Origin of the sequence: Eggerthella sp. BIOML-A4 (assembly GCF_009875575.1) — a bacterium.
GTDB classification, from domain to species: Bacteria; Actinomycetota; Coriobacteriia; order Coriobacteriales; family Eggerthellaceae; genus Eggerthella; species Eggerthella lenta.
The window spans coordinates 169,162-194,937 of record NZ_WWRX01000006.1 but is presented as its reverse complement, the minus strand read 5'-3'; the positions used below and the strand labels follow the sequence as shown (position 1 = coordinate 194,937).

General features: G+C 64.5%; 19 protein-coding genes and 1 tRNA gene. 4 read left to right on the top strand and 16 right to left on the bottom strand.

Features of this window, described 5'->3' with window-relative positions; all coding sequences use genetic code 11:
- Positions 1-41: 41 nt before the first annotated feature.
- Positions 42-2,114 carry a translation factor GTPase family protein gene (locus tag GT613_RS07540; protein WP_035576668.1) on the bottom strand — a complete coding sequence of 691 codons (2,073 nt, stop codon included), beginning with the start codon at positions 2,112-2,114 and terminating at the stop codon, positions 42-44.
- 348 nt (positions 2,115-2,462) lie between these two features.
- Between GT613_RS07540 and GT613_RS07535 the strand changes: the two genes are divergently transcribed.
- Positions 2,463-2,795: a hypothetical protein gene (locus GT613_RS07535; protein WP_009607826.1), complete on the top strand. Its 333-nt coding sequence runs from the start codon at positions 2,463-2,465 to the stop codon at positions 2,793-2,795.
- A 67-nt stretch (positions 2,796-2,862) separates the two neighbouring features.
- On the opposite strand, the gene GT613_RS07530 is transcribed toward GT613_RS07535, so the two are convergent.
- The 3 genes from GT613_RS07530 to modD form a co-directional block, all read right to left on the bottom strand.
- Entirely contained in the window at positions 2,863-4,494 is a 1,632-nt protein-coding gene (locus tag GT613_RS07530) for a DUF4179 domain-containing protein (RefSeq protein WP_009607818.1), read from the bottom strand.
- Positions 4,491-5,084: an RNA polymerase sigma factor gene (locus tag GT613_RS07525; protein ID WP_009607845.1), complete on the bottom strand. Its 594-nt coding sequence runs from the start codon at positions 5,082-5,084 to the stop codon at positions 4,491-4,493. The genes GT613_RS07530 and GT613_RS07525 overlap by 4 nt, the downstream gene beginning before the upstream one ends.
- A gap of 223 nt (positions 5,085-5,307) precedes the next feature.
- Positions 5,308-6,150, bottom strand: a complete 843-nt coding sequence (modD, locus tag GT613_RS07520; RefSeq protein ID WP_114518059.1) for a ModD protein — start codon at positions 6,148-6,150, stop codon at positions 5,308-5,310.
- A gap of 411 nt (positions 6,151-6,561) precedes the next feature.
- Between modD and GT613_RS15295 the strand changes: the two genes are divergently transcribed.
- A complete protein-coding gene (locus tag GT613_RS15295) occupies positions 6,562-6,723 on the top strand; it encodes a hypothetical protein (RefSeq protein WP_175282506.1) in 162 nt (53 codons plus the stop codon).
- Between the two features lie 119 nt (positions 6,724-6,842).
- Here the strand turns inward: GT613_RS15295 and GT613_RS07515 are convergent, their stop codons facing one another.
- The gene (locus tag GT613_RS07515) at positions 6,843-8,144 is read right to left on the bottom strand and encodes an amidohydrolase family protein (protein ID WP_114518058.1); all 1,302 of its coding nucleotides are present in this window, start codon (positions 8,142-8,144) and stop codon (positions 6,843-6,845) included.
- 139 nt (positions 8,145-8,283) lie between these two features.
- On the opposite strand from GT613_RS07515, the gene GT613_RS07510 reads away from it, so the two are divergent.
- The gene (locus tag GT613_RS07510) at positions 8,284-9,126 is read left to right on the top strand and encodes an Mrp/NBP35 family ATP-binding protein (protein ID WP_114518057.1); all 843 of its coding nucleotides are present in this window, start codon (positions 8,284-8,286) and stop codon (positions 9,124-9,126) included.
- Between the two features lie 88 nt (positions 9,127-9,214).
- Here the strand turns inward: GT613_RS07510 and GT613_RS07505 are convergent, their stop codons facing one another.
- Together GT613_RS07505 and GT613_RS07500 are read right to left on the bottom strand one after the other, a co-directional pair.
- Positions 9,215-9,634, bottom strand: a complete 420-nt coding sequence (locus tag GT613_RS07505) for a hypothetical protein (protein ID WP_226844446.1) — start codon at positions 9,632-9,634, stop codon at positions 9,215-9,217.
- A gap of 144 nt (positions 9,635-9,778) precedes the next feature.
- A tRNA-Ala gene (locus GT613_RS07500) sits at positions 9,779-9,854 on the bottom strand.
- Between the two features lie 296 nt (positions 9,855-10,150).
- Between GT613_RS07500 and GT613_RS07495 the strand changes: the two genes are divergently transcribed.
- Positions 10,151-13,096, top strand: a complete 2,946-nt coding sequence (locus GT613_RS07495; RefSeq protein WP_114554872.1) for an EAL domain-containing protein — start codon at positions 10,151-10,153, stop codon at positions 13,094-13,096.
- Between the two features lie 63 nt (positions 13,097-13,159).
- On the opposite strand, the gene GT613_RS07490 is transcribed toward GT613_RS07495, so the two are convergent.
- The 9 genes from GT613_RS07490 to lysS form a co-directional block, all read right to left on the bottom strand.
- The gene (locus GT613_RS07490) at positions 13,160-13,456 is read right to left on the bottom strand and encodes a hypothetical protein (RefSeq protein WP_009607766.1); all 297 of its coding nucleotides are present in this window, start codon (positions 13,454-13,456) and stop codon (positions 13,160-13,162) included.
- A gap of 170 nt (positions 13,457-13,626) precedes the next feature.
- On the bottom strand, positions 13,627-14,466 hold the full coding sequence (locus GT613_RS07485; RefSeq protein ID WP_009306410.1) for a TspO/MBR family protein: 840 nt from the start codon (positions 14,464-14,466) through the stop codon (positions 13,627-13,629).
- A gap of 134 nt (positions 14,467-14,600) precedes the next feature.
- Complete coding sequence (locus tag GT613_RS07480; protein WP_192935119.1) at positions 14,601-15,857, bottom strand: U32 family peptidase; 1,257 nt, start codon at positions 15,855-15,857, stop codon at positions 14,601-14,603.
- Between the two features lie 442 nt (positions 15,858-16,299).
- On the bottom strand, positions 16,300-17,805 hold the full coding sequence (cysS, locus tag GT613_RS07475; RefSeq protein ID WP_009607800.1) for a cysteine--tRNA ligase: 1,506 nt from the start codon (positions 17,803-17,805) through the stop codon (positions 16,300-16,302).
- Positions 17,806-18,028: 223 nt separating this feature from the next.
- Positions 18,029-18,553, bottom strand: a complete 525-nt coding sequence (gene ispF, locus GT613_RS07470; protein WP_009607880.1) for a 2-C-methyl-D-erythritol 2,4-cyclodiphosphate synthase — start codon at positions 18,551-18,553, stop codon at positions 18,029-18,031.
- A 145-nt stretch (positions 18,554-18,698) separates the two neighbouring features.
- Positions 18,699-19,541, bottom strand: a complete 843-nt coding sequence (gene ispD / locus GT613_RS07465; protein ID WP_009306417.1) for a 2-C-methyl-D-erythritol 4-phosphate cytidylyltransferase — start codon at positions 19,539-19,541, stop codon at positions 18,699-18,701.
- Positions 19,542-19,610: 69 nt separating this feature from the next.
- On the bottom strand, positions 19,611-20,555 hold the full coding sequence (locus GT613_RS07460) for a serine O-acetyltransferase (protein WP_009306418.1): 945 nt from the start codon (positions 20,553-20,555) through the stop codon (positions 19,611-19,613).
- A gap of 197 nt (positions 20,556-20,752) precedes the next feature.
- The gene (locus tag GT613_RS07455; protein WP_009306419.1) at positions 20,753-23,317 is read right to left on the bottom strand and encodes an ATP-dependent Clp protease ATP-binding subunit; all 2,565 of its coding nucleotides are present in this window, start codon (positions 23,315-23,317) and stop codon (positions 20,753-20,755) included.
- 349 nt (positions 23,318-23,666) lie between these two features.
- On the bottom strand, positions 23,667-25,610 hold the full coding sequence (gene lysS, locus GT613_RS07450; protein ID WP_009607774.1) for a lysine--tRNA ligase: 1,944 nt from the start codon (positions 25,608-25,610) through the stop codon (positions 23,667-23,669).
- Positions 25,611-25,776 lie beyond the last annotated feature (166 nt).

The following is a 25,776-nucleotide window of genomic DNA, read 5'->3' as shown; positions in this document are numbered from 1 at the left end:
CCTCCACTCTCAAACCCTCGACGGATCATGTCGCAAGCGCGCTAGTTCCCCGCAGCGCGCGCAGCCTGGTAGGCTTCCACCAGCTTCTTCGTCACGTCGGCCGGTGCCGGCTCGTAGCCTTCCAGCTCGATGGAGTACGACCCCGAGCCGCGCGTGATGGCCCGCAGGTCCTTCGTGTACGTGACCACCTCGGCGTAAGGCACGCGCACCATGATGACCGTCTCGCCCGCGTCGTTCGAATCGGTGCCCACGATGCGGCCGCGGCGCGTGGAGATGTCGCCCATCACCGCGCCGGCGTACTCCTCGCCCACCGTCACGTCGAGGTTCGCCATCGGCTCCAGCAGGATAGGGTCGGCCTTCTCGCACGCGGCACGGAAGCCGATGCGCGCGGCTGTCTTGAACGCCATCTCGTTGGAGTCGACGGAGTGGTACGAGCCGTCGTACACCGCACACTTGATGTCTTCCATAGGATATCCGGCCAAGAAACCCTCACGCATGGCATCCTGCACGCCCTTGTCGATGGCCGGCAGGTAGCCGCGGGGAATCTTGCCGCCCACTATCTCGTCGACGAACTCGTAGCCCGCTCCCGGATTCGGCTCGATGCGCAGCCAGCAATCGCCGAACTGCCCCGCGCCGCCCGTCTGCTTCTTGTGACGACCCTGCGCCTCGGCCGTCTTGCGGATGGTCTCACGATACGGAATGCGCACGGGGATGAGCTTCGCCTCCACGCCCGTCTGCTCCTTGAGCCGGGCGATCAGCGTCTCGATCTGCGCCTCGCCCATGGCCGTGATCACCGTCTGGTGCGTCTCTTCGCTACGGTTGATGATCAGCGTGGGGTCGTTCTCGGCCGCGCGAGCCAGGAACGTTCCCAGCTTGTCCTCGTCCTTCTTGTTCGCCGCCTCGATGGCCACCGGGTACTGGGGGACGGGCAGCGGCAAGGGGTCGATGGCCACGTCGCCCGACTTCGACATCGTGTCGCCGGCACGCGTGTCGGTGAGCTTCGGCACCACGATGATGTCGCCGGCCTTCGCGCTCTTCACGTCGGTGGCCTCCTTGCCCATCATCACGTAGAGGTGGCCCAGCCGGTCCTTCTTGCCTGTGCGCGCGTTGATCAGCTCCATGCCGGGTTCCAGCACGCCCGAGATGACCTTGAGGAAGCTCAAGCGGCCTACGAACGGGTCGGACACCGTCTTGAAGACGAACGCGGCGGGCTCGCCCGTCTCGTCGACGAACGTCTCCTCGCCGTTGGCCAGACGGAAGCGCCCGTGATGGCGAGGATGCGGGAAGTAGGTGGCGATGTCCTCCATGACGCCCTGGATGCCCTGCTCGATGATCGTGGAGCCCACGAACACGGGAATGAACAGCTCCTGCGCGATGGCCTTGTCCAACAGCTGCTCGAGCTCGTCTTGGGTGAGCTGCTCCTCGCCGTCCAGGTACTTCATCATGAGATCGTCGTCGGCCTCGGCCACGAGGTCGCACAGCTTGTCGCGCGCGGCTTGGGCGGCATCGGCGTACTCGGGCGGAATCTCCTCGATGCGCTCCTTCTCGCTGCCGGCATCGAAATAGCGCGCCTTCATGCGAATGATGTCGATGACGCCCTCGAAGTCCTTGTCGACGCCGATAGGAATGGTCACCGGCCCCAGACGCGAACCGAAGCGCGCATGCAGCAGCGCCATGGCCGTGTCGAAGTCGGCGTTCTCGCGGTCGATATGGTTGATGAACACGGCGCGCGACAGACGCATGTCCTCCGCCTCGCGCCACAGCTTGGTGGTCATGACCTGCGGGCCTGCCACGGCGTCCACCACGAACAACGCCATCTCGGCCGCTTGCATGGTGGCCAGCGTGTCGCCGATGAAGTCGGGGTGGCCGGACGTATCAAGCAGGTTGATCTTGTAGTCCTTGTACGGAATGGGGGCAATGGAGGTGCCGATGGTGAATTTGCGCCGGATCTCCTCATCGTCGTAGTCGAGGTAGGATTTCCCGTCGTGCGTCGTGCCCATGCGGGGCGTACGGCCGGAGACGTGCAGCATCGCTTCGGCGAGCGATGTCTTGCCGGCGCCGTCTTGGCCCACCAGCACAATGTTTCGCACGTGTTCGGTAGCAGGAGCTGCCATGTTGACCACCAACTTTCCTGTTGCGTGGCCCACGCCGTTGTCGTTTCTGCCAAGGCGCGAACCACAGTCGAGCCTAACCTACGAACTTCAAACGCGATCTTGAAACCTTGACCCATAGTGTATCGCAAAACAGCCGCTTTCGGCGTCCACAACGACGGAATTAGGCGGACTCGGATCACGCTCCCGATGCCCCTCGCATCCATCTTTGAAGAAGCCGCGAGCAACACGTTACCGAACGGTGACGAACTCGTAGCCGCGGGCGCGCCGCACGACATGCGGTTCGCGCAGCCCGTATAATCGAAGCAGACACGCGGCACGAAACCGCACCCCACCGTAAGCGAGGAGACCATGAGCGACCCAAGCCCCATCATCGACGTCAACCCCGTCGCAAGCGCCAGCGACGCCGCGAAAAGCGCAAGCCCGTCGGGCAGCGACACGTTCCGCGCGCCATCGTACGGGAAGGACGCCGCGCAGGCCGCCGTTAACGCCACTATCATCGACGAAGGGCGCGTCTCGAAGAAGAAGCCCAACCGCATCGGCGGCGCCGTGCAGACGGCCATCGGCGGCGCCATCATGTTGGTGGGCGTGCCCATGCTCATCCTGCCCGGTCCCGGCTTGCTGGCCATCGGCGGCGGCGCCGTCATAGCGGGCAACGGCATTAAGAAGGTGCTGGGGAAGTAAACCGGCCGCAGCAGAAACGAAGCGGGCCCATCATCGCGATGGGCCCGCTTCTTCATTTCGGAGCAGCTTAGAACGAGAGCGTCTGCGCCGCGTCTGGCTCTTCCCGATACTCACCGAACGCAGAGCGGTAACTGTAGTTCGTGAGCCCGCGCAGCTCATCGTCGTCTGCGGCGTAGTACGACACCATCTGGACGAACTCGCCGGTCATATAGTCGTGCTTGCGATACATGATGCCCGAATGGTAGCCGGTTCCCGTCTCGCCCGTCTCGGGATCCGTCCATGCGCTTTCCAAAAGCGTCACATCGTCTTCGGAAATGAGCTCCATGTACGGTCCCATAGCCTGCCATCCGTAGGGCTTGAGCGATATGCTCACCGTTCCATCGGTCACGTCCCAGCCGGTCAGCTCGTAGCCGCCGAACTCGCTCGTCTCCAATGTGGTGCCGATTCGAGAGACGTCCACATGTTGTACGTTTTCCTCATTCCTCGCTTTACGCTCCTCGACCGTCATCGAGTCCCAGTCGAGCGCGTTCAACATCGGCGTGAACGTGACGCTATGCGCTTCGGGCGAGAGATTGGAGAACTCGATAATCTGCGAACCCTCCGGATTGACGCCCGAACCATCGCCAGCTTCGACCGGAGTCAAAACGTTGCCCTGGTCATCGGTTACCTTAAGCAAATGAGGACTCAGCACGTTCTCGGGCGGGCCGTAGGAAGAACCGTATTCGCCTTGCTCTCCCGTCCACTCGTTGTCGTTGCGCACGACCATCACGGTGCCCAGCTCGGATGCCGTGAAACGCTGGATGCCCATCGTCTTGTCGCCGTCGCTCGTGTTGAACACGAGGTCGTGCGCGCCCAGCTCGCACGGACTGGCCACCGTGCTCAGGTCGAGGCCGACATCGAACGTGAAGGGCTCGTCTCCTTCTTCGAACTGCTTCCACATCGCATAGCCTTCCAGCGCGATGTCCACCTGGTCGGGAAGCGTCGCTTCCGGCACGATGCGCTCCATGATCTTCACCTTGCCGTCTTCTTGGTACGCATCGAGCACGTAGACGGAATCTTTGCCGATCGCCTCGCCGTTGCTCGAAAGACTGTACGAGAATCGCGGAGCAAGCCGCTGCAAGCGCGCCCATTCGTTTTCCTGGGAGCCCTCGTAGTTCGACTGCTCGGTCAGGTCGAAGCCGCCCTCCTTCTCCAACGTGAAGAACAGGTTGACGATGTTGCGATCGCACGACACCGAATCGAGCGTCACCTGCACGCCGTCGACTTCAACGGTATCGCCCACCTCGGCGTTCAGGCTGGAAACCCCGGACTGCAAGCTGTTGTAAATGGGCAGGTTGTTACCGCCCCCGAAAAATCCGACATCGCCCGGCTGCATCTGCACCAGGCGCGATGCGGCGAAGGCGACACCGCTCAACAGCACGACGAGCACGGCCGCAACCGCCACCATCGCACCGCGGCGCGCCACGCGGGCGCCCTTGCGCTTGCCGTGCGCAGGCTCGGCAGACCGCCGCTTGACCGGCTGCCGACGCTGCGGAGCGCCCGCGCCCGACGGCGTGGGACGATCCTGAGGAATGGAGCCCAGCGACGCGTACACGCCGTCGAGCTTGACCTGCACCTGCGGGGGAATCGGGCCCGCGTCCAAATCCCGGATCACCGCCCGGCGCAGCTCGTCTTCGTTGTCGAACCTCTCATGGCTCATCGCGCCACCTCAACTTCCTCGTTCGAGCCTTGCGAATAGGCAACCTTGAACCGGTCCCGCGCCCGCGACAGACGGGTGCGCACGGCACCTTCCGACACGTTCATGATCTGGGAGATCTGTCGCACAGGGAAATCGTTCACGTAGAACAGCACCAGCACCAGCCGATCATCGGCCGACAGCGAGGCGATGGCGTCGCGCACGTCGAGCGCCTCGTCGCGGTCGGGATCGCGCCGCACGCCCGCGCCCGCCAGCATCTGGTCCACCGACGGCTCCCACCATACGCCCGAGCCGTCCACGTCCGCGGCGAACAGCCCCATGGCGCACGGCGTCTCGCGGTTGCGCTGACGGCGCATGTCGTAGCAGACGCGCAGCAGGATGCGCATGAACCACGTGTTCACTGCGCTGCGGCCGCCGAAACGCGGCATGGCGCGCCACGCTTTGACCGCCGTCTCCTGCAGCGCGTCGGACGCATCGTCCACATTGCCGAGCACCGCCATCGCAGCGCGCCACAACGGCTGCTTGCCATACTCGAACAACGCAGCGAACGCCTCGCCGTCGCCGTTTCGCGCTCGCTGTATCAGATCGTCCACGCGGGTGCCCCTTTCAAGGTCGGTTACCTATTAGACGCGCCCCGACGCGAAAAGGTTACACCCGGTTCAAGAAAATTCGCCCGATGCCCACGACCATGCGAAGAAGACCGGCAGCGGGGGATGCGTTGTCGCCCCAAAGCCTCGGAATATTGCCCGAAACCGCAGCTTTGGGGCGACAACGCATCCGCCGAGCCCAAAAACCGCACATCCACGGCGCAAGCCGCTACAGCGGGCGCATGCGCACGCTCATGTCGAGGGGCTTGGCGGAGAAGGGCGCCGTGGTGGCCAGGCCGTCCACGCCGGTTGCCGCGTACGCGCCCGCGTTCTGCGGGTTCACGCCGCCGGCCGCGATGAGCGTGACGTGCGGGTCGATGGCGCGCAGCTCGCGCACAAGCGGCTCCAGCTCGTCAACGGGGACCTTGTCCACCTGGATGCCGTCAACGCCAGCGCGCGCCAGCACGCGGGCACGCTCGGCATCAGCCTCCACAAACAGCTTCTTCTCAACGCAGCGGCCCTTGATATCCGGCAGCTGCTCCACGAACGCCTCGAAGCCGCCGAAGAACGTGAGGTGATGGTCGAACACCAGCACCGTCTCGGACAGCCCCAGCCGGTGCGGGAACGCCCCTCCCGCCATGACGGCCTCGGTCATCAGGTCTTTCGCGCCCGGCATGCTCTTGCGCGTGGTCAGCACCTCGCAGCGCGGGTTCGCCGCGTGGGCCGCGTCCACCATCGCACGGGTCTTCGTGGCCACGGCCGACATATGGTCGAATACGTTGAGGCACACCTTCCACGCCGCATGCAGGTCGCCCGCGGTGCCGCGCACGCGGAAGAACGCCTCGCCCGCAGTCGCGCGCTCGCCGTCGCGACGCGCCTCCACCACGTCGCAGCCCAGCTTCCCCATGATACGCGCGACCACGTTCGCGCCGGCCAGCACGCCGTCTTCGCGCGTGAAGTACTCCATCTCGCCCGGCTCGTCGCCGATGCCCAGCACCGCGCACGTCAGATCGACGTACGGCACGTCCTCCGCGATGAACCCGTCGATGCGCGTATCGGAAATCCTCAGCATGCCGCCCCTTCCCTCTTCACGATTGTATCCATTTCAGAATAGACCAACGCGCCCGCCATGCCTAGCCGCACTTTGCGCACAACACCGCGCGAAAATGCTTTCACCCGAAACAAAACGAACCGATGTTTCACGTGAAACATGCGCACCGAAGCGCCGAGAACGTGCGAACCATGTCGGAAACGGCGGCAAGGCGTGTGGAAACAACGTTGGAAACAGGGGCAAACGGCATGGAACCCACGTGGGAAATGCGTGAGATTCGCAGCAGATCGAGAAAGATCCGCGCTAGATGCACGCCATCTGCACGTAAGACGAGCTCGCTATAATAGGAGGCACGAACTCGCCAGACGGGGAGGATAGCACCCTCTTTACATCCATTTCCGAATTCTAGATAAACGGAAGGGGGTGTCCTCTATGGATGGCATATTGCTGGATCTTATCGGGGTGATCTTGCAGGTTCTCGGCCTCATCGCTGCCTTCGGCAGCCTGACGGTCGGGGTAGCCTCGCTCACACTTCAAGCGCGGCTGAAAGATACGCCCCGGTCGTCCCAAAAGGACGAACCGGGACCAAAATAAACATCCGAACCGCCGAAGCGAGTCCGAGAGCCGTGGGGAGTACCCGCTCCCTGCGGCTCGCCTGCCAGTATACGCAAAGGCCCTCCGTCAAGCAAGCCGCCCACCCGGCAGCGCTCGCCCTACAGCTCGCCGATGATGCGCTTCGTGCGAGCCTCGACCTCGGCCTTCGCTCGCTCGATGTCCAGCGTGGGCCACTCGCCCTCGCGATACACCACGACCCCGTCGCACATCGTCAGGCACACGTCGGCGCCGTGTCCCGCGTACACGACGTTCACCAGCGGGTTCGTCATCGGCGCCCACGACGGCCCCGACGTGTCCAGCACGCACAAGTCGGCCTTCGCCCCCACGGCCACGTACCCGCAGTCGTCGCGCCCCTGCGAAAGAGCGCCCATGCGCGTAGCGGCCGTAAGCGCCTGCTTCGGCGTGACCACGGCCGGATCGTTCGTCGACCCCTTCGCCGTCAGCGCCAGCAGGTACATATCCTGCATCATGTCGTGGTTGTTGTTCGACGCCATGCCGTCGGTGCCCAGGCACACGTTCACGCCGCGCGCGAGCATCTTTGCCACAGGGGCGAAACCGCTGCCCAGCTTCATGTTCGACGCCGGGTTCGCCGCCACGAACACCCCGCGCTCCGCCAGCACGTCGATGTCGCCGTCGTCCACCCACACGCAGTGCGCCGCCGTCACGGGCACGTCGAGCACGCCCAGGCTCTCGAAGTAGCGCACCGGCGTCAAACCGTCGTGGCGCTGCTTGCACTCCTCGTGCTCGAGGCGCGTCTCGGAGACGTGCACCTGCAACCGAAGCCCGTGCTCCTTCGCGTACGCCGCCAAATCGGCCACGGCGCGCGGGTTCGACGTGTACTCGGCATGGATGTTGCAGTCCACCACGATGCGGCCATCGCCTGCGCCCTGGACATCGCGGATGAGACGGTCGAGGTTCCCCTTCACCGGCAGGTCGTCCAACCCTTCGCCGTTGAAGGCAAGAAGCGAGTCGGACAGGTTCATCTTGATGCCGGCGTCGAGCGCTGCGCGGGCGCCCTCCTCCATATGATAGTACATGTCCGAGAAGCTCACGCAGCCGTACCGCGCCATCTCGGCGCAGGACAGAAGCGTGCCCCAGTAGCAGTCTTCGGGCGTGATCTTCGCCTCGAACGGAAACACCATGTCGTTCAGCCACGCCTGCAAAGGCAGGTTCTCGGCGTAGCCGCGCAACAGCGTCATGGGCGCGTGCGCGTGGGCGTTGTAGAACGCAGGACACAAGAGCTTGCCACGTCCGTCGTACACCTCTCCGTACCTCGCCGCTTCCTCGCCCGCCGGAGCCGCATCCCCCACGTAGGCGACGCGCCCATCGCGCACGCCCACCCAGCAATGGGAGCGGAAATCAAGGTTCTCATCCAACAGGTCGATATCAGCGAACAGCATGCGCGCTCCTCCGTCTCCGCGCGCGCCCGGCGCGCGGGTCGATTCCTTCCACCTAAGTATAAAGCTTATGCTATCATCCAGGTGAGACGAGTGGCGCTCCCGCCGCACGGGGGCGCTGAAAACCCAGAAAGAAGGAATCATGGCAGAAGAATGCGCGCACGAGTGCAGCAGCTGCGGCGAGTCCGGATGCAGCGACCGCACCGCCCAGGGCCCCAGCACCATCGAGACGAACTCCCGCTCCAACATCAAACACGTCATCGGCGTCGTGTCCGGCAAGGGCGGCGTGGGCAAGTCGCTGGTCACCAGCCTGCTTGCCAGCGAAATGCAGAAGCGCGGGAAGAACGTGGGCATCCTAGACGCCGACGTCACCGGACCGTCCATCCCGAAGACCTTCGGCATCACGAACCCGCTGACCGCCGACGCCGACGGCATCCTGCCCGGCCAGACGCAAAGCGGCATCAAGGTGATGTCCACCAACCTCATGCTGCCGAAAGACGACATCCCGGTGGCCTGGCGCGGCCCGGTCGTCTCGAACGCCATCCGTCAGTTCTACAGCGAGACGAACTGGGGCGAGATCGACTACCTGTTCGTCGACATGCCTCCGGGAACCTCCGACGTGCTGCTCACCGTGTTCCAGTCGCTGCCGGTTGACGGCATTGTCACGGTATCCGCTCCGCAGGAGCTGGTGGCTATGATCGTGGGCAAGGCCGTGAACCTCGCGCACGACATGAACGTCGAGCTGCTGGGCCTCGTGGAGAACATGGCCTACTTCGAGTGCCCCGACTGCGGCAAGCGCCATCACATCTTCGGCGATCCGCAAGGTGCGGCCGTGGCCGAGCGCTACGACATCCCCGCCTACGCCACGCTGCCCATCGACCCCAGCTTCGCGCGCCTGTGCGACGCCGGAAAGGTGGAGGACTACGACGTAGCCGGCGCGCTTGACCCCATCATCGCGCAAATCGAGGCCGCGAAGCAGGACTAGCGCCGCATCGGGTGCAGCCGTCAAGCAAACCGCCCGCAGTTGAAAGCCTCTCCGGAACCCCGGAGAGGCTTTTTCACGCCGGGAGGCCTTACGGATGCGCGTCGAAGTAACCCGTCTGACCGCGCACTTGCCAAGCGCACACGGCTAGCGCGATGACGAACAGGCCACTCACAAGCGAGGTGAGGTCGCACGTGCCCGCGGACACGCTGCTGGCCAGCGCCCACGCCGTCAACATCGCATCGACGAACGTGATCCAGAAGAACAGGGTGATCTTGCGCGGATTCCGCGCTCCGCGAAGGCCGAGGAATCCGATGGCCAGGTTGAGGCACGCTCCCGCCATCGCCATCGCGCCCACAACGGGCTCGGCCAGCACCGAGGGCTCGACGTCAAGCACCATGCGCGCGAACAGGTAAGCACCCCACAACGCAGCGCCCAACAGCACTTCCGCGATAGCCCACACGATCACGAACAGGCAGAGACGTCGAAGCCACACCTGCCAAATCGTCATAGGAGCGCCGTTTTCGCCCACCGACTGAGGTTCCGCACGGCTATCTGCCGCCTCGACCATATCCTTCACCCCGCTTGCCGTCATCGGACGCAATGCGTGCACAATAAAAAAACGACGGATGCATCGCATCCGTCGTAGCAAATATGGTGGAGCCTAGGGGGATCGAACCCCTGACCTCATGGCTGCCAGCCATGCGCTCTCCCAGCTGAGCTAAGGCCCCGTAAAAGTGCGAAGCCTAGTATACCGGAAGAGGAAATCCGGTCAAGCACTTTTTTCGAAAAAAAAATTATGCAACCGCTCAAAGAGGAAAATAAATCGATGGGAGCCACGCTGAACCTTGACCTTATCGCACCACGTCATACGCAAAAAAAGCGCACACGTCCCCCGACAAGTCTTTCTGAGAAGGCCATGCATATGGTAAGGTAAGTTGGTATCAACCATTCTTAGACACCGTCACATCGATCGGAGCGAAGCATAGTACCGGCAAGAACATTCAGCCCTTCACGGCTTCAACCGATGATGTTTGCCTGGGCGTTCGTCATCGCGTTCACCTGTACGGTCGCAACGACCACGCATCCCGGATCCTCGCGGGCTTTCGCCGACGAGTTCGCCACGTTCGGCAAGCGCGTCGTGACCGTCGCCTACTTCGAAGACGGCGACTATATGTCCACCGACGAAGAAGGGCGCTACGTTGGGTACAACATCGAGTATCTCAACGAAATCGCACGCTACGCCGACTGGACATACGAATACGTCAAGTACCCTAGTTGGGAAGAGGCCTGTGCCGCGCTTGAAGCGAGCAAGGTGGATCTGCTTCCCATGGTGTACTACACCGAAGACCGAGAGAGGCGGATGATCTTCTCGGCATCATCGCTCTGCGAGATTTCCACCACGCTCAACGTGAGGCTCGACGACACGCGTTACGCCTACGAGGACTTCAAAACGTTTTCCGGCATGCGCGTGGGCGTGATCGCGAACAGCCAGGACGCCGAAGCATTCGCACAATACAGCGAGAAGAACGGCTTTTCGGCGGATATCGTGGCCTACAGCGCTACCGGAGACCTGCTGAGAGCGCTCGACGAAGGAGCGGTGGATGCCATTGCCATCACATATCTCGGGACGAATTCGCGCTTCCGAACCGTAGCTCAGTTCGCCCCCGAGCCTTTGTACATCGCCCTCTCGCCCGAACGCACCGACATAGCCGATGAGCTCGACAGCGCGATGAGCCGCCTCAAACTGCGCGACCCCGACTTCGCCACGTTGCTGTACGACCGCTACTTCGGCATCAACACCGACCAGGATCCCGTCTTCACCGAAGACGAGTACGCCTATCTGGCATCGGCTCCCACCCTGCGCGTGGCCTACGATTCGTATCGCGCGCCGCTTTCCTACACCGACCCCGAAACCGGCGCGTTCGCCGGCGCGGTCGCATTGCTGTTCGAAGACATCGCGCAGATCACCGGGCTGAAGTTCGAATTCGTGGCTGCGGACTGCCACGACGAGGCCGTCCGCCTCGTCGAACGTGGCGACGCCGACATCGTGTACGACGTCGATCGAGAATCCGACCCCCAGGCGATCAAAAGCCTCGACACCACCGGCCCCTATCTGCGCGACCCCATGGCCCTTGTCGCAGGACCGAATCCATCCGGTTCGCGCGTCGCGCTGCCAAGCGGCTTCTCGCTCGCCGCGAGCACGGCGTACTCTTCGTACGCCGAATACGACATCGTGTACTGCGACACCCCGAAAGATTGCTTCGATGCAGTGCTTGAAGGCAAAGCCGATATCGCCTTTGCCGATACCCACGTGGCGAACTACTTGCTGGCGGAACCCCAATACGAGAGCCTGAGCGTCACCACCATCACCTCCTTCTTCAACAGCATGAGCATCGGCGTAAGCCGCAACGCCGACCGACGACTGGTGAGCATCCTCGACCGCTGCGTGCAGTACACTGCCGAAAGCAAGATGACCACCTGGCTTTCGCAAAGCAGCCTCGCCGTACATCCCATCAGCCCTTTCGACTTCTTGCGCCAGTATCCGGTGCAATTCATGGCCGGCATCGTCGCACTGCTCGGCTCCGTGCTCGGCGTTGCCCTGTACGTCAGCCATGTGAAGCTTCGCGCGGCGCGGCGAGTGGAGGACTTCTCGTTCACCGATCCGCTGACCGAAGGCTGGAGTCTCGCCCGCTTCCGCTCCGAGGTGGGCGCTCAGATGGCGAACGCCCGCGATGGCGCTTACGCCATCGTGTACCTCGACGTAAAAAGCTTCAAAGGCTTCAACGCAGCGTTCGGCTACGCCACGGGCGATCGCGTGCTGCTCGACCTCAACGGCACGCTGGCCGGCATGAAAGCACCCGACGAACGATACGCGCACGTCATCGCAGACGAATTCGTGCTGTTGGTTCGCTGGAGAGGCTGGGACGCGCTGCTGGAGCGCTTCGATGAACTGGACCGTCGCTTCAACAGCACCGAAACGCTTACCGAGCTATCGCACCGGCTCATGCTGCAGGCCGGCGTCTGCATCATCGAGCGCAGCGCCGAAACGCCGCGCATCGACGTGCAAACCATCATCGAGTTCGTGGACGCCGCACGCTACGCCCGGGACAGCATCGGGGAGGCCTCGCGCAGCACCGCAGCATTGTACTCGGCGAGCATGAAGGATCGCGACATCGCCGAACGCGCGCTGGTAGCCGCCGCGCACGACGCGCTCGAGCGCGGGGAGTTCACGGCCTATTACCAGCCGAAGGTGGAAATAGCGACGAACCGCCTCGTGGGCTTCGAAGCGCTCGTTCGTTGGGAATCGCCTGAACGCGGCCTCGTGCCGCCCGACGAGTTCATTCCCCTGTTCGAGCGCACCGGCCTGGTCGTCGACTTGGACTTGCAGGTATTTCGCCTCGTCTGCGCCCGTATCCGGGAGCAGCTGGACGCGGGAGAACACCCGCTCGTCATCGCCTGCAACTTCTCGCGCTTGCACATGCGAAACGACGCGTTCCCTGAAACGGTGAAGAGCATCGTCGACGGATTCGGCGTGCCCATCGAGCTGCTGGAGCTCGAACTGACCGAGAACATCGTCATGGAAGACCTCGAACGCGCCGAACGACTGTGCCGCCGTTTAAAGGATCTGGGCTTCCGCATCGCCATTGACGACTTCGGCAGCGGGTACTCGTCGCTGGGCACGCTGCAGAACCTGCCGATCGACGTGCTGAAGCTCGACCGCAGCTTCCTCATGAGCAGCGAGAGCGGCGAGCGCTGCAAGGCCATCCTGGACGGCGTGGTGTCCATCGCCGACAAGCTGGCCGTGAACGTGGTGGTGGAAGGCGTGGAAACGCGCGATCAGGCGTCCATGCTCGTGCGCATGGACGATCGCATCATCGCGCAGGGGTTCCTCTACTCGCGCCCCGTCCCCCGGGACGTCTCGGACGCGCAGTTCGCCGTCGGCTTCATCGAGCCGAACGAACGCCCGTAGCGGCCACGCGGTTGCCGGAACGAGAAACGGGGGCGGCCGTTCACGCGGCCGCCCCCGTCGTCGTTACGCTTTTTCAGATGCGTAGAATACCGCTTGGTCGAACACGTCGGTCACCGACTTGCCGTCGATGAAGGGGAGCGTCAAGAACTCGCTCACCGTCGGCACCAGCTCGCTCGCGTCGACGTAATGTCCCTTTTCGTTGAGCTTCGCGGTGTCCTGCGCGCGCCAGTATCGATCGTTGACGTCGGTCAGGTAGTACGTCTCGCTGCCGATCTCCATGTACACGGAGTGCTTCGCGTGCAGGTAGTTCGGCAGCTCGTCGAAGGATACGTCGAGCGCCTCCGCTGCTTTCGTTCCCATAACGGCCCCTTTCGTCCGAAAAACACCTTGGCGCTATCATAGCAAGAACTGTCAGCGGTTTCATCGGAAATGGGAGAATCGGTCAGCCGGTTTTGCCGGAGAAGAAGCCTTCTGCGGACGCACCGCCCCGCCAAGCCGCACCTTTTCACCACGAGCATGCTGCAGGATCGCTAGTTCTGCCGCACGAGCTTCCGCATCGAGCCGATGGGGGCGAACGTCAAGATAGCTCCGACCACGCACAGCAAGAACACGACAGCCGCCGTGAACGCCGACGCGCCCGACACGTTCACGCCCACGCCGATGAGCGCCCACAGGAACACGAGCTGGAACGCCATGTCGTCGTAGGCCTTGCGCATCACGTAGCCGAACGCCAGCACGCCCGCCGTCAAGAGGATGGTGAACAACCCGTTGAAGAACGGGATGCCGCCGTCCAGCGCGCGCGTGACGAGGATGGCCATGTTGGCCAGCGTGGCCACCGTGACCCACGCGGTGTAGATGGACACGGGCACCCGTCCCGAGGCGGTCTTCATCGTGCGGCGCACGTTCAGGTACAGCGCCGCCAGCACCAGCCACTCGGCCAGGATGACGATGAACGACACGGCCACCAGCTCGAAGTGCCACAGGGCAAGCCACAGCACGTTGAGGGCGCAGCTTGCGATGAACAGGATGGACGTCATGGTGAAGCGGTCGGCGCGGACAGGCGCCGTGCGCGTGTACGCGACGAGCCACACGACCATCGCCACGTAGATGAGCGACCAGATGGCGAACACGTAGCCGGCGGGCGTGAACCACGTGAACACGCCGTACGCGATATCCGCCGACGTGGTGCCTCCCACCCGGCCTCCTTCGATGACGGCATTGCCGATGAGGGTCAGAGCGTACACGATCCACATGGTGACGGTCTCGACGGTCAGGTAACCGCCGCGCTCGAGCTTGCGGCCGGTGCGCGTGTTGCGGGCACGCTGCACGACGCTGGGCGCCGATGCGGCGCGATACGCATGATTGGGCATGATGCACCTCGCTTTCTGAAAGAAGGATGATTCCGTTCCTTTTCGTCAGGGTGCAACCCAGTGTAGCGCCGGCGCATGCACGCGCCTTGACGGCTACTTAGCAGTACTTTATCGCTTTAGCGCAGATCAGAAGCCTATCGCTCAACGTTGATACGCATGCGCAGAAAGTCGCCGGGAGCCAGCTCCTCCCCCGTTTCGAACGCATAGCGCTCGGCCGAGCGGTTCGCCACGGCAACCGGCACCCGCTTTGGCTGCGCGTCGTCCCCGTCGGGCGCGGGGAGCCAGGCGAGGTTGCGCACGCGCACGAGAGGGACGTGCGGACCCGGCGACAGCGCCTCCAGCTCGTCGCCTTCGCAGAAGCGGTTGTAGCACCGCGCGATCACGCGGAACGCGCCTTCGCCGGCCGGTTCGCACGCTTCCACCGTGGCGGCATGCCGGCATTCGGCGGTGTAGCCGTCCACGTCGGGCGACTGCCTGGCGTCGCCGTAGTAGAAGCCCGTGCCGTACGGGCGATGCGACACGGCCAGCAGCTCGTCGGCCAGCTCGGAGGAGGGAACGCCGTCCAGGGCCAGCCGGTAAGCGCGCACCACCGAAGCCACGTAGAACGCCTTCTTGTTGCGGCCTTCGATCTTGAACGAGTCGATGCCGGCCGCGACCAAGTCGTCAAGGTGCGCCAGCATGTTGAGGTCCTGCGCGTTCATGACATAGGTTCCGCGCACGTCCTCCTCCACGGGAAAGAACTCGCCGGGACGCTGCTCCTCCACCAGCGCGTAGCTCCACCGGCACGGCTGGGTGCAATGGCCCTTGTTGCCGGAGCGGCCGGTGAGCGCGGCGCTGATCAGGCAGCGGCCCGACACGGCCATGCACATGGCTCCGTGCACGAACGCCTCCAGCTCCAGCTCGCGCGGGGCGCCGGCGCGCAGTCGCGCGATGTCCTCCACGCTCATCTCTCGCGCGCACACCACGCGGCTCGCGCCCAGCTCGTGCCATACGCGCGCCGCCTCGGCGTTGCACACCGAGGCCTGGGTACTCACGTGCAGCTCGACGTTCGGCGCGTGCCGCTGAACCAGGCGAAGCGCGCCCAGGTCGCTCACGATGAATGCGTCGACGCCGGCCGCGGCCAGCGCTTCGAGGTACGCGGGAAGCGCCTTGAGGTCGTCGGCGTCCATGAGGGCGTTCAGCGTCACGTACGCCTTCGCGCCCGCATCGTGCACGAGAGCTGTCGCAGCGGGAACGTCGTCCAGCGCGAAGTTCGCCGCGCGCTGCCGCAGCCCGAAACGATCGGCGGCCAGGTACACGGCGTCCGCACCGAAGCGCAGCGCGGCCTCCAGCTGCGCAAGCCCGCCCGCGGGCGCGAGGAGCTCGGGAGTCCTTGTCGATTGAGTTCGCATGCGCCGTATTGTAGCGCATCGACGAACCCGCGAGCCGGCGACCACCGAAACCCCTCGCTTCGGGCGGGACAACGCCCCCTACCCGGCAATCATCCGCATCTCCGAGCCCTGCGGCACATTCCCGGGTCTTTCGCACCCTATCGCATTCCCATCCTGGACATGAGCGCGCAAGGGAACCCCGACGGCGAGCGATTGCACGTTCCGCAGGCGCTATGTGCGGCAGAATCGGGCTTTTGGCAGTGCGAGCCCGCTTCGCACTGTTGATTTGCGAATGCCGAAAAAACGCGATCTGGGGTTTCACCTCGAAACGATTCGGAGAAAGACGCTTCTCCTGCCAAAAACTCGATTTTGCCGCACATAGGGAAGAGAATCCGTGCACGACGACGAAGGGCGGCCAACGCGGCCGCCCTTCGAGAATGTTCCACTCGGGATAACGCTCGCCTTACCCCTCGTAGGTCACGCGCGCGCCCTGCGGGGTGTCCTCGATCACGAAGCCCAAACCGCACAGGCCGTCGCGGACGGCGTCGGCACGGCTCCAATCCTTCGCGGCGCGGGCGTCGGCACGGGCCGCCAGCAGGGCGTCCACGGCCTCGGCGGCATCCGCGCCCTCGTAGCCCGCGATATCGGCCGCCAACCCCACGACCTCGGGCGGGTACCCTCCTGCGGCGCACGAGGCGGATGCGGCCTCCACGTCGATGCCGAACACGCCCATGAGCTCCACGATGACGCCGCGGGCATCGCGCACGGGCGGCACGTCGGACAGCGAGATAGTCTTGTCGGCCGTCTGCGCGTTCACCGCGGCCACGAAGTCGAACACCTCGCCCAGCGCCTTGCAGGTGTTGAAGTCGTCGTCCATGGCCAGGATGAACGCCAGCTTCGCCTCCTTCGTACGCTTCATCAGCTCGCGCGTGTCCAGCGGCGAGGGGATGTCCTGGGCGTTCTGCAGCTGCCAATCGAGGTTCTTCACCGCGTTCTCGATACGGCACAGCGCCGCGCCCGCCTCGGCCAGTCGCTCGTCGGAGAAGTCGAGCGGGCTGCGGTAGTGCGTCTGCAGCATAAGGAAGCGCAGCACCTTCGGATCGGTGACCTTCAGCACGTCGCGCAGCAGCTTGAAGTTGCCCAGCGACTTGCTCATCTTCTCGGAGTTGATCTGCAGCATGCCGCCGTGCATCCAGTAGTTCGCGAACGTGCAGCCGCACGCGGCCTCGCTCTGCGCGCGCTCGTTCTCGTGGTGCGGGAACACGAGGTCTGCGCCGCCCCCGTGGATGTCGAAGGGCAGCCCCAGGTACTTGCGTGACATGGCCGAGCACTCGATGTGCCAGCCGGGACGGCCCATGCCCCAGGGCGACTCCCACGCCGGCTCGCCGGGCTTGGCGGCCTTCCACAGCGCGAAGTCCAGCGGGTCGCGCTTGCGATCCTCCACTCCCTTGCCGTCGGCGCGCAGCTCGCGGTGGCCGCTCTCCATCTCGTCCACGTTGCGGCCCGACAGCTCGCCGTAAGCCGGGAACGAACGCACGTTGAAGTACACGTCGCCGTCGGCATCGTAAGCGTGGCCGCCGTCGATGAGCTCTTGGATGAGCTCTATCATTGCGGGGATCTCCTCGGTAGCCTTCGGACGGATATCGGGATCCAGCACGCCGGCCGCGCGCATGTCCTCGATGAACGCCTCGGTGTACTCGGCGGCCACCTCGGCAGCGCTGCGGCCTTCCTCAAGCGACTTGCCGATGATCTTGTCGTCCACGTCGGTGACGTTCTGCACGAACGTCACGTCGAAGCCGCGCCACATAAGGTAACGGCGGATCACGTCGAAGCTGATGAACGTGCGGGCGTTGCCGATGTGAATGTAGTTGTACACGGTAGGTCCGCACACGTACATGCCCACCTTGCCGCGCTCGAGCGTCTCGAAGTCGACCTTCGTGCGGGTCTTCGTATTGTAGAGTCTGATCATGGCGTCCTCGCATCCTGCCTAGCCCTTGCGCCGCGCTCGCGCGACGATGAGTTTCGACCGTAAATTGTAGCACAGGAAGGTTACGGAGCCCGCCTGTCCGCCAAAGTCAGCGAGGGCTTTCGCAGCGTTTCGGATTGGCGTGAAAGGCCGACGAAGCGTGCGCATGCACGCGAGGAGAGCTTGGAGCGCCAAGCCGAGGCGCTACGGAAGCCCGCAGCGTCGGCTAGCTCCGCTGTTCGTCAGAACGGCGGAACAATATGCAGACGGCGGTCGCCGAGATGCCCTCCTCGCGGCCTTCGAACCCCAGATGCTCGGTGGTGGTGGCCTTCACGCCCACGTTCTCCACCGCGATGCCCATGGCGGCGGCCAGGTTCTCGCGCATCGCCTCGCGGTACGGCGAGAGCTTCGGCGCCTGCGCGGCGATGACGGAGTCGACGTCGAGGATGTCGTAGCCCTCCGCGCGCACCTTGTCGGCCACGGCGGCCAGCAGCTTCAGCGAATCGGCGCCCTTGTAGGCCGGATCGGTGTCGGGGAACAGCTTGCCGATGTCCCCGCCGCGGATGCCTCCCAACAGCGCATCGGAGATAGCATGCGCCAGCACGTCGGCATCGGAATGCCCCAAGAGGCCGCGCACATGAGGAATGTCCACCCCGCCCAAGATAAGCTTGCGCCCCTCGGCGAACGCATGCACGTCATACCCCTGCCCCACGCGCAACCCGGCAGGATCGAAAACAACAGGTTGCATCATTCGGTTCCTCCGATAACGACATGCGCGGCCTTGACGACGGTGCCCACCAAGCGAGTTCCGCACGAGCCGAAACGCCCAGCGGGCGTTTCGTGCGAGCAGGACTGTCTGAGCGACTGGGCACTGTCGCCAAGGCCTCCGCGGATGATCATTCTTCCGCCCCTTTCATGTACATGGTACGCACCGCAGCGGCCAGCATGAGGTAGTCTTCGGGGACGGTCAGCTTGATGTTGTCGCGCTTCCCTTCCACTACCAGCACGCGCCCGCCCAACCTCTCGATGAGCGACGAATCGTCGGTGCCCATGAAGCCGTCCGACAGCGCCGAGGCGTGCGCGCGGCGGTAGATGCCGGCGCGGAACACCTGGGGCGTCTGCGCGTTCCAGAACACGCGGCGGTCGGGCGTGCCCACGATCACGCCGTTCTCCACCACTTTCAGGGTGTCGACGGCCGGATGCGCCACCACGGCGCCGTCGCAGTCGATGTTGCCCTTCAGCGTGGCGATGGTGTGCGCGATGAGGTCGGGGCTGATGAGCGGGCGGGCGCCGTCGTGCAGGATGACGTACTCGTAGTCGTCCGGCACGAACTCCAGCCCCGAGAACGCCGATTCCTGACGGCTGGGACCCGAAGGCGCCACCACGATGGGCGTGACGAACGGGAACGGGTCGATGGCGCGCTTGAGATACTCGCTGCAGCGGTCCTCGGGGCACACGATGACGATGAGCCCGATGTCGCCCACGGCGTCGAACGCCTCGGCCGACCAGGTGAGGATGGGCTTGCCCGCGATCTCCACGAGCTGCTTGCCGCCTTCCTTGCCGAACCGCTCCCCCGTGCCGCCCGCCAGGATGATGGCGGCCGTCTGCGGGTTCTTGTCGACCTCGCCCTTGAGCCCTCCCATCGCCTGCGACAGCGCGTCGAAGTCGAGGTCGTTCAGCGCGAGCTCAGGGGCGCTGAGCACCGCGGACGAGAACACCGGGTCGATTGTCTGCGTCATAAGGTTTTCCTCTCCGCCTTGCATCGTTCTTGCCACCGCTCCATTTCCCTCGCTTGCCGATCGAAGAGCCTAGTCACGCTCGCCCGGCTGGCGCACGGTGATCTCCTGCGCCTTCAGCGACACGCGGGAATTGGGGGGAACCGAAGAGGTGACGAACGTGGATCCTGCGACGACCGAACCGGCGCCCACCACGGTTTCCCCGCCCAGAACCGAAGCGTTGGAATAGATCGTCACGTTGTCCTCGATCGTGGGATGGCGCTTCACCCCGGCAAGCCGCTGCCCGCCGCGCGTGGACAGCGCGCCCAGCGTGACGCCCTGGTACAGCTTCACATGGTCGCCGATGACGGTGGTCTCGCCGATGACCACGCCCGTGCCGTGGTCGATGAAGAAGTACTCGCCGATCTGGGCGCCGGCGCCGATGTCGATGCCCGTGCCGCTGTGCGCCAGCTCGGTCATGATGCGCGGGATGATGGGCACGTTCTGCTCGTACAGCACGTGCGCGATGCGGTACACGTAGATCGCGTACAGACCCGGATACGAGAAGATGACCTCCTCCTTCGACCCGGCCGCCGGATCGCCGTCATACAGCGCCTGCACGTCGGTGAGCAGCACCCGCTGTATGCTGGGAAGCTCGTCGAAGAACACCGTGCACACTTCCGAGGCGCGCTCGCAGATATGCTCGGGCGTGGTGCCGCCGCACAGGTAGCGCGCCGGGTCGACCTCCGCAGCATCGCGATCGTCCGAGGTGTACGTCATGGCGAGCACGATCTGCTCGCGCAGCACGCGTTCGATCTGTATGAGCGTCTCGCCGATGAAGTACTCCGGACTGGTGAACGGCGTCAGCATCTCGTCGCCGAAATAGCCCGGGAACAGCACCCGACGCAAGTCCTTGATCACGCTTTTCACGGCCAGGCGGCTGGGAAACCGCCGGCCGGGCTTCGTGAAGAATATCTCGTCGGCCTCGTAGTTCTTCTCGATGCTTTTCACGATGCGATCGAGGTTGTCTCCGAACATGGAACCTCCTGGAATCGAGTTGATCCGCTGCACTTCCCGCAGTGCACCTCGGCCGCCTTGCACGTGAAAGCGGCCGCTCCGCGGTCGGCTTGCGACGTGCCTAGTATACGACAAATGCAAGCGCAGAACACAAGAAACCCCTGCTCCTCGGGCTTCGAATTTCAAGCCGAGGAGCAGGGGCGCTTAAGAGGCGAAGCTTAGTCGGCCGCGCCGCCCGAGAACGAGCCGCCGGAACTGACGCCGGCATGGCCCAGATCGTAGTTCGTCAGCAACAGCTCCGCTTCCCGCGCGATGCTGTCGCGCTTGCGGGGCGCCGGGATGGAGCCCGATCCGGCGGTGAACACCAGCTCGCCGTCCACCGCGTCCACGTCGATGACCGAGCCGCTCGTCCACGTGCCTTCGAGGATCTGCTCGGACAGCGGATCCTCCAGCAAGCGCTGGATGGCGCGGCGCAGCGGACGCGCGCCGAACGTGGCGTCGGTGCCTTCCTTGGCGATGAGCTTGCACGCCGCCTCGGTGAGGTTGATGGACATGTTCTGCTCGATCATGCGCTCGCGCAAATCGGCCACCATGAGCTTGACGATCTCGGAGATCTGCTCGTCGTTCAGGGACTTGAACACGATGATCTCGTCGATGCGGTTCAGGAACTCGGGCCTGAACAGCTTCTTCATCTCGGCCATGACGCGGCTCTTGATCTCCTTGTCGGACAGCCCCGCGTGCTCCTCGGTGGAGAAGCCCAGCGTGGTGGGCTGCGCGATCTCGCGGGCGCCCACGTTCGACGTCATGATGATGACGGCGTTGCGGAAGTCCACGGTGCGGCCCTGCGCGTCGGTCAAGCGGCCCTCCTCCAAGATCTGGAGCAGGATGTTGAACACGTCGGGGTGCGCCTTCTCGATCTCATCGAACAGCACCACCGAGTAGGGGCGCTGGCGCACGGCCTTCGTCAGCTGGCCGCCCTCGTCGAAGCCCACGTAGCCCGGAGGCGAGCCCACGAGACGGCTCACGCTGTGCTTCTCCATGTACTCAGACATGTCGAAGGACAGAAGCGCGTCCTCGGAGTTGAACAGGAACTCGGCAAGCGCCTTCGAAAGCTCGGTCTTGCCCACGCCCGAGGGGCCCAGGAAGATGAACGAGCCCGCGGGGCGCTTCGGGTCTTTCAGGCCGCTGCGCGAGCGGCGGATGGCCTTCGACAGCGCCGTGACGGCCTCTTCCTGACCGACGACGCGCTCGTGCAGAACGGCTTCCATGCGCAGCAGCTTCTCGGTCTCGGCCTCGGTGAGGTTCGAAACGGGCACGCCCGTGGTCATGGACACCACGTCGGCGATGTCCTCCACCGTCACCTGATGCACGGACTTCTGGGCGTCCTCTTCCCACTTCTTCTCGGCTTCGATGCGCTTGGCCTTGAGCTCGGACTCCTGGTCGCGCAGCTGAGCGGCGCGCTCGAAATCTTGGGAAGCGATGGCCGAATCCTTTTCGCCGCGAATAGTGCGCAGCTCGTCGTCGAGCTCGCGCAGCTCCTTCGGCAGCGTCATGTTGCGGATGCGCATGCGCGCTCCCGCCTCGTCCAGCACGTCGATGGCCTTGTCAGGCAGAAAGCGATCCTGGATGTAGCGGTTCGATAGGTTCACGGCCGCCTGCAGCGCCTCGTCGGTGAAGTGCACCTGATGATGCGCCTCGTAGCGGTCGCGCAGACCCTCCATGATGCGCATGGCCTGCTCCTCGTTCGGCTCGCCCACGGTGATGGGCTGGAAGCGCCGCTCGAGCGCGGAGTCCTTCTCGAGATGCTTGCGGTACTCGTCGATGGTGGTGGCGCCGATCACCTGGATCTCGCCGCGGGACAGCGGAGGCTTCAAGATGGCGGCGGCGTCAATGGAACCCTCGGCCGAACCCGCGCCGATGAGCGTGTGCATCTCGTCGATGAACAGGATGATATCGCCCGCGTCCATCACCTCCTTGATGCACTTCTTCAGGCGCTCCTCGAACTCGCCGCGGTACTTCGACCCGGCCACGAGCGCGCTCACGTCGAGCGTGAACAGGCGCTTGCCGCGCAGGATGTCGGGCACCTGGTTCGACACGATGAGCTGCGCCAGGCCCTCGGCCACGGCGGTCTTGCCCACGCCCGGCTCGCCGATGAGCAGCGGGTTGTTCTTCTGGCGTCGGCTGAGCACCTGCATGACGCGCTCGATCTCGCCGGCGCGGCCGATAACCGGGTCCAGCTTGCCGTCGCGCGCCTTCTGCGTGAGGTCGGTGCCGAACTCCTTCAGCACGCTGTCGGACGTGTTGCCGTTCGGATCGAACGGGTTGCGCCCGGCGTAGACGGGGCTCTGCCCCACCAGGTCGTTCAGCGCGCTGCGCACGTCGTCGCCCGACACGCCGAGACGCGTGAGCACTTCGAGCGCGGTGCCGTCGCCCTCGCGGACGATGCCCAGCAGCAGATGCTCGGTGGAGATGTACGATTGCCCCATTTGCATGGCCTCGCGCAGGCTGTTCTCCAGCACGCGCTTGACGCGGGGCGTGAAGGACAGATGCCCCGACACGTCGGTGTCCTCGTCGATGGCCACCACCTGGCGGATGGCCTGCACGACGGCATCGTACTTCACGTTGAGACGATCGAGGGCCTGGGCGGCCAGACCGTCCTTCTCCTGTATGAGGCCGAGCAGGATATGCTCGGTGCCCACGTAGGGCTGATGAAGCGAGCGAGCCTCGTCCTGAGCCAGGACGAGCACCTTGCGCGCTTTGTCGGTGAATTTCTCGAATGACATGCTAGCCTCTATTCTCGCAGAGTCTATCGTTTGGTTCCGTGCCATCTTAGCACTCTTGTATTGAGAGTGCCAATACCGCATATGACCGCACACGGCTGCTCCACAAGCGCCGACGGACGGCCCGCTATCCATCCTACCATGTCCGCCGCCCGCATGAGCCCCTGCCCCACTATGCCTCCAAACGTGCTCGCTTCTGACAAAGACCCGAAACGTGCGCGAGCGATTGAAAGCTCGGAGACGCGTGCAAGCGCGACGACGTGCGGCGCAGCGCAGGCCTCCGAACCGCGGAAAGGCCGCTTGCGCGGCATATGCGCAAGCGGCCTTTCGGAAGCGATTATGCGGCGGCGCTTTAGTACAGCTTGGCGCCGGCGGGGATGCGGTCGTCAACCATCAGGAGGTTCAGGCGCTCTTCGCCCTCCTCCTCATGGATGGCCGACAGCAGCATGCCGCACGATTCCACGCCCATCATCTTGCGCGGCGGCAGGTTCGTGATGGCGATGAGCGTGCGGCCCACCAGCTCTTCCGGCTCGTAATAGGCGTGGATGCCGGACAGGATGACGCGATCGGAGCCCGTGCCGTCGTCGAGCGTGAACTGCAGCAGCTTCTTGCTCTTGGGAACGGCGACGCACTCCTTCACCTTCACGGCACGAAAATCGGACTTGCTGAACGTATCGAAGTCGACCTCGTCCTGGAACAGGGGCTCGACGACCACCTTCGAGAAGTCGATGGGCGCCTCGGCAACTGCGGGAGCCGCAGCGGCAGGCGCGGCAGCGCGCGGACGCCCGCCGGCCGGAACCTCGTCCCTCATGTGGGGGAACAGCAGCACGTCGCGGATGGACGGGGCGTCGGTGAGCAGCATAACCAGACGGTCGATGCCGATGCCGCAGCCGCCCGCCGGGGGCATGCCGTACTCGAGGGCGCGCACGTAGTCGTCGTCGTAGCCCATGGCCTCGTCGTCGCCGAGGTCCTTCGCCTCCACCTGCGCGCGGAAGCGCTCGGCCTGGTCGACCGGATCGTTCAGCTCGCCGAAGGCGTTGGCGTACTCGTGGCCGCAGATGAACAGCTCGAAGCGCTCGGTCAGGTTCGGATCGCCCGCCAGCTTCTTGGCCAGCGGCGACACCTCGATGGGATGCTCGGTGACGAAGGTGGGCTGGATGAGCTTCTCCTCGGCCACGGCCTCGAAGATCTCGGCGATGAGCTTGCCCTTGCCCCATGCAGCTTCGGCGTGGCCGCCGTTGCGCTCGAGGATATCCACCAGCTCGTCGCGCGTGCGCTGGAAGCTGACATCCTCGCCGGCTCCTTCGCTGGCCAGCTCGATCATGGTGGCGCGGCGCCACGATCCGCTGAGATCCACCTGATGGCCCTGATACTCCACCTGCAGCGTGCCGCACGAGGCAAGCGCCGCCGCCTGGATGACGCCCTGCGTGAGCTCCATCATGCCTTCGAGGTCACTGAACGCCTGGTAGAACTCCATGGTGGTGAACTCGGGGTTATGATACGGATCCATGCCCTCGTTGCGGAACTGGCGCCCGATCTCGAAGACCTTCTCGAAGCCGCCCACCAGCAAGCGCTTGAGATGCAGCTCGGTGGCGATGCGCAGGTAGAAGTCCTTGTCCAGCGCGTTGTGGTGCGTGACGAAGGGACGCGCGTTCGCGCCGCCGAGGATAGGGTGCAGGATGGGCGTCTCCACCTCGTAGTAGCCGTGATCCTCCATGTAGCGGCGGATGGCGGAAACCACCTTGAAGCGCTTCTCGAACGTGTCGCGCACCTCGCGGTTCATGACGAGGTCGACATAGCGCTGGCGATAGCGCGTCTCCTTGTCGGCCAAGCCGTGGAACTTCTCCGGCAGGGGGCGCAGCGACTTGCTGAGCAGCTCGAACGATGCCACGGACACGGACAGCTGCCCGCGCTTCGTGCGCATCATCGTGCCCTCGACGCCGATCCAGTCGCCCACGTCCAGGTCCTTGAGCTCGGCGAACGCGTCCTCGCCCAGCGCGTTGATGCGGCAGAACAGCTGCATGTCGCCCGTGGAGTCGCGCAGCTCGAGGAAAGCCAGCTTGCCCTGATCGCGCTTCGCCATGACGCGGCCGGCGACCTTCACCTCGTCCTCGGTGGACGCGCCGTCCTCGAGGTCGGCGTACTGTTCGGCCAGGTCGGCCAGGTGGTGCGAGTACGCGAACGCATGGCCGTACGGGTCCTTGCCCGCTGCCATCAGCGCCTCGCGCTTAGCGCGGCGCACGGCGATGGGGTCGTCTTCGATGATCTGCTCGGTGGTGTCGATGGTATCGCTCATTGATTGTCCTCGAAATCACGGGTTGGCGTAGTAAGTCAGCGAGAGGCGCCCTGGTGCCCGAGATCGTGGGGAGGGCGAGGGCGAAGCGTACTTCGGTACGCGAGTCCCTCGGCCTCGCCGCGAGATCGGGTGCAAGGGCGTCTCGCAGCGTCGGCAAGTTGCGCCG

Bases quoted from the DNA above. Each gene is read 5' to 3' on its own strand.
- GT613_RS07535 (WP_009607826.1), top strand. From the start codon at position 2,463: ATGAGCGACCCAAGCCCCATCATCGACGTCAACCCCGTCGCAAGCGCC.
- GT613_RS07485 (WP_009306410.1), bottom strand. From the start codon at position 14,466: ATGCCCAATCATGCGTATCGCGCCGCATCGGCGCCCAGCGTCGTGCAG.
- GT613_RS07540 (WP_035576668.1), bottom strand. From the start codon at position 2,114: ATGGCAGCTCCTGCTACCGAACACGTGCGAAACATTGTGCTGGTGGGC.
- modD (WP_114518059.1), bottom strand. From the start codon at position 6,150: ATGCTGAGGATTTCCGATACGCGCATCGACGGGTTCATCGCGGAGGAC.
- GT613_RS07510 (WP_114518057.1), top strand. From the start codon at position 8,284: ATGGCAGAAGAATGCGCGCACGAGTGCAGCAGCTGCGGCGAGTCCGGA.
- GT613_RS07495 (WP_114554872.1), top strand. From the start codon at position 10,151: ATGATGTTTGCCTGGGCGTTCGTCATCGCGTTCACCTGTACGGTCGCA.
- GT613_RS07480 (WP_192935119.1), bottom strand. From the start codon at position 15,857: ATGCGAACTCAATCGACAAGGACTCCCGAGCTCCTCGCGCCCGCGGGC.
- GT613_RS07490 (WP_009607766.1), bottom strand. From the start codon at position 13,456: ATGGGAACGAAAGCAGCGGAGGCGCTCGACGTATCCTTCGACGAGCTG.
- GT613_RS15295 (WP_175282506.1), top strand. From the start codon at position 6,562: ATGGATGGCATATTGCTGGATCTTATCGGGGTGATCTTGCAGGTTCTC.
- cysS (WP_009607800.1), bottom strand. From the start codon at position 17,805: ATGATCAGACTCTACAATACGAAGACCCGCACGAAGGTCGACTTCGAG.
- GT613_RS07530 (WP_009607818.1), bottom strand. From the start codon at position 4,494: ATGAGCCATGAGAGGTTCGACAACGAAGACGAGCTGCGCCGGGCGGTG.
- ispD (WP_009306417.1), bottom strand. From the start codon at position 19,541: ATGACGCAGACAATCGACCCGGTGTTCTCGTCCGCGGTGCTCAGCGCC.
- GT613_RS07460 (WP_009306418.1), bottom strand. From the start codon at position 20,555: ATGTTCGGAGACAACCTCGATCGCATCGTGAAAAGCATCGAGAAGAAC.
- GT613_RS07505 (WP_226844446.1), bottom strand. From the start codon at position 9,634: ATGACGATTTGGCAGGTGTGGCTTCGACGTCTCTGCCTGTTCGTGATC.
- GT613_RS07515 (WP_114518058.1), bottom strand. From the start codon at position 8,144: ATGCTGTTCGCTGATATCGACCTGTTGGATGAGAACCTTGATTTCCGC.
- ispF (WP_009607880.1), bottom strand. From the start codon at position 18,553: ATGATGCAACCTGTTGTTTTCGATCCTGCCGGGTTGCGCGTGGGGCAG.
- GT613_RS07455 (WP_009306419.1), bottom strand. From the start codon at position 23,317: ATGTCATTCGAGAAATTCACCGACAAAGCGCGCAAGGTGCTCGTCCTG.
- lysS (WP_009607774.1), bottom strand. From the start codon at position 25,610: ATGAGCGATACCATCGACACCACCGAGCAGATCATCGAAGACGACCCC.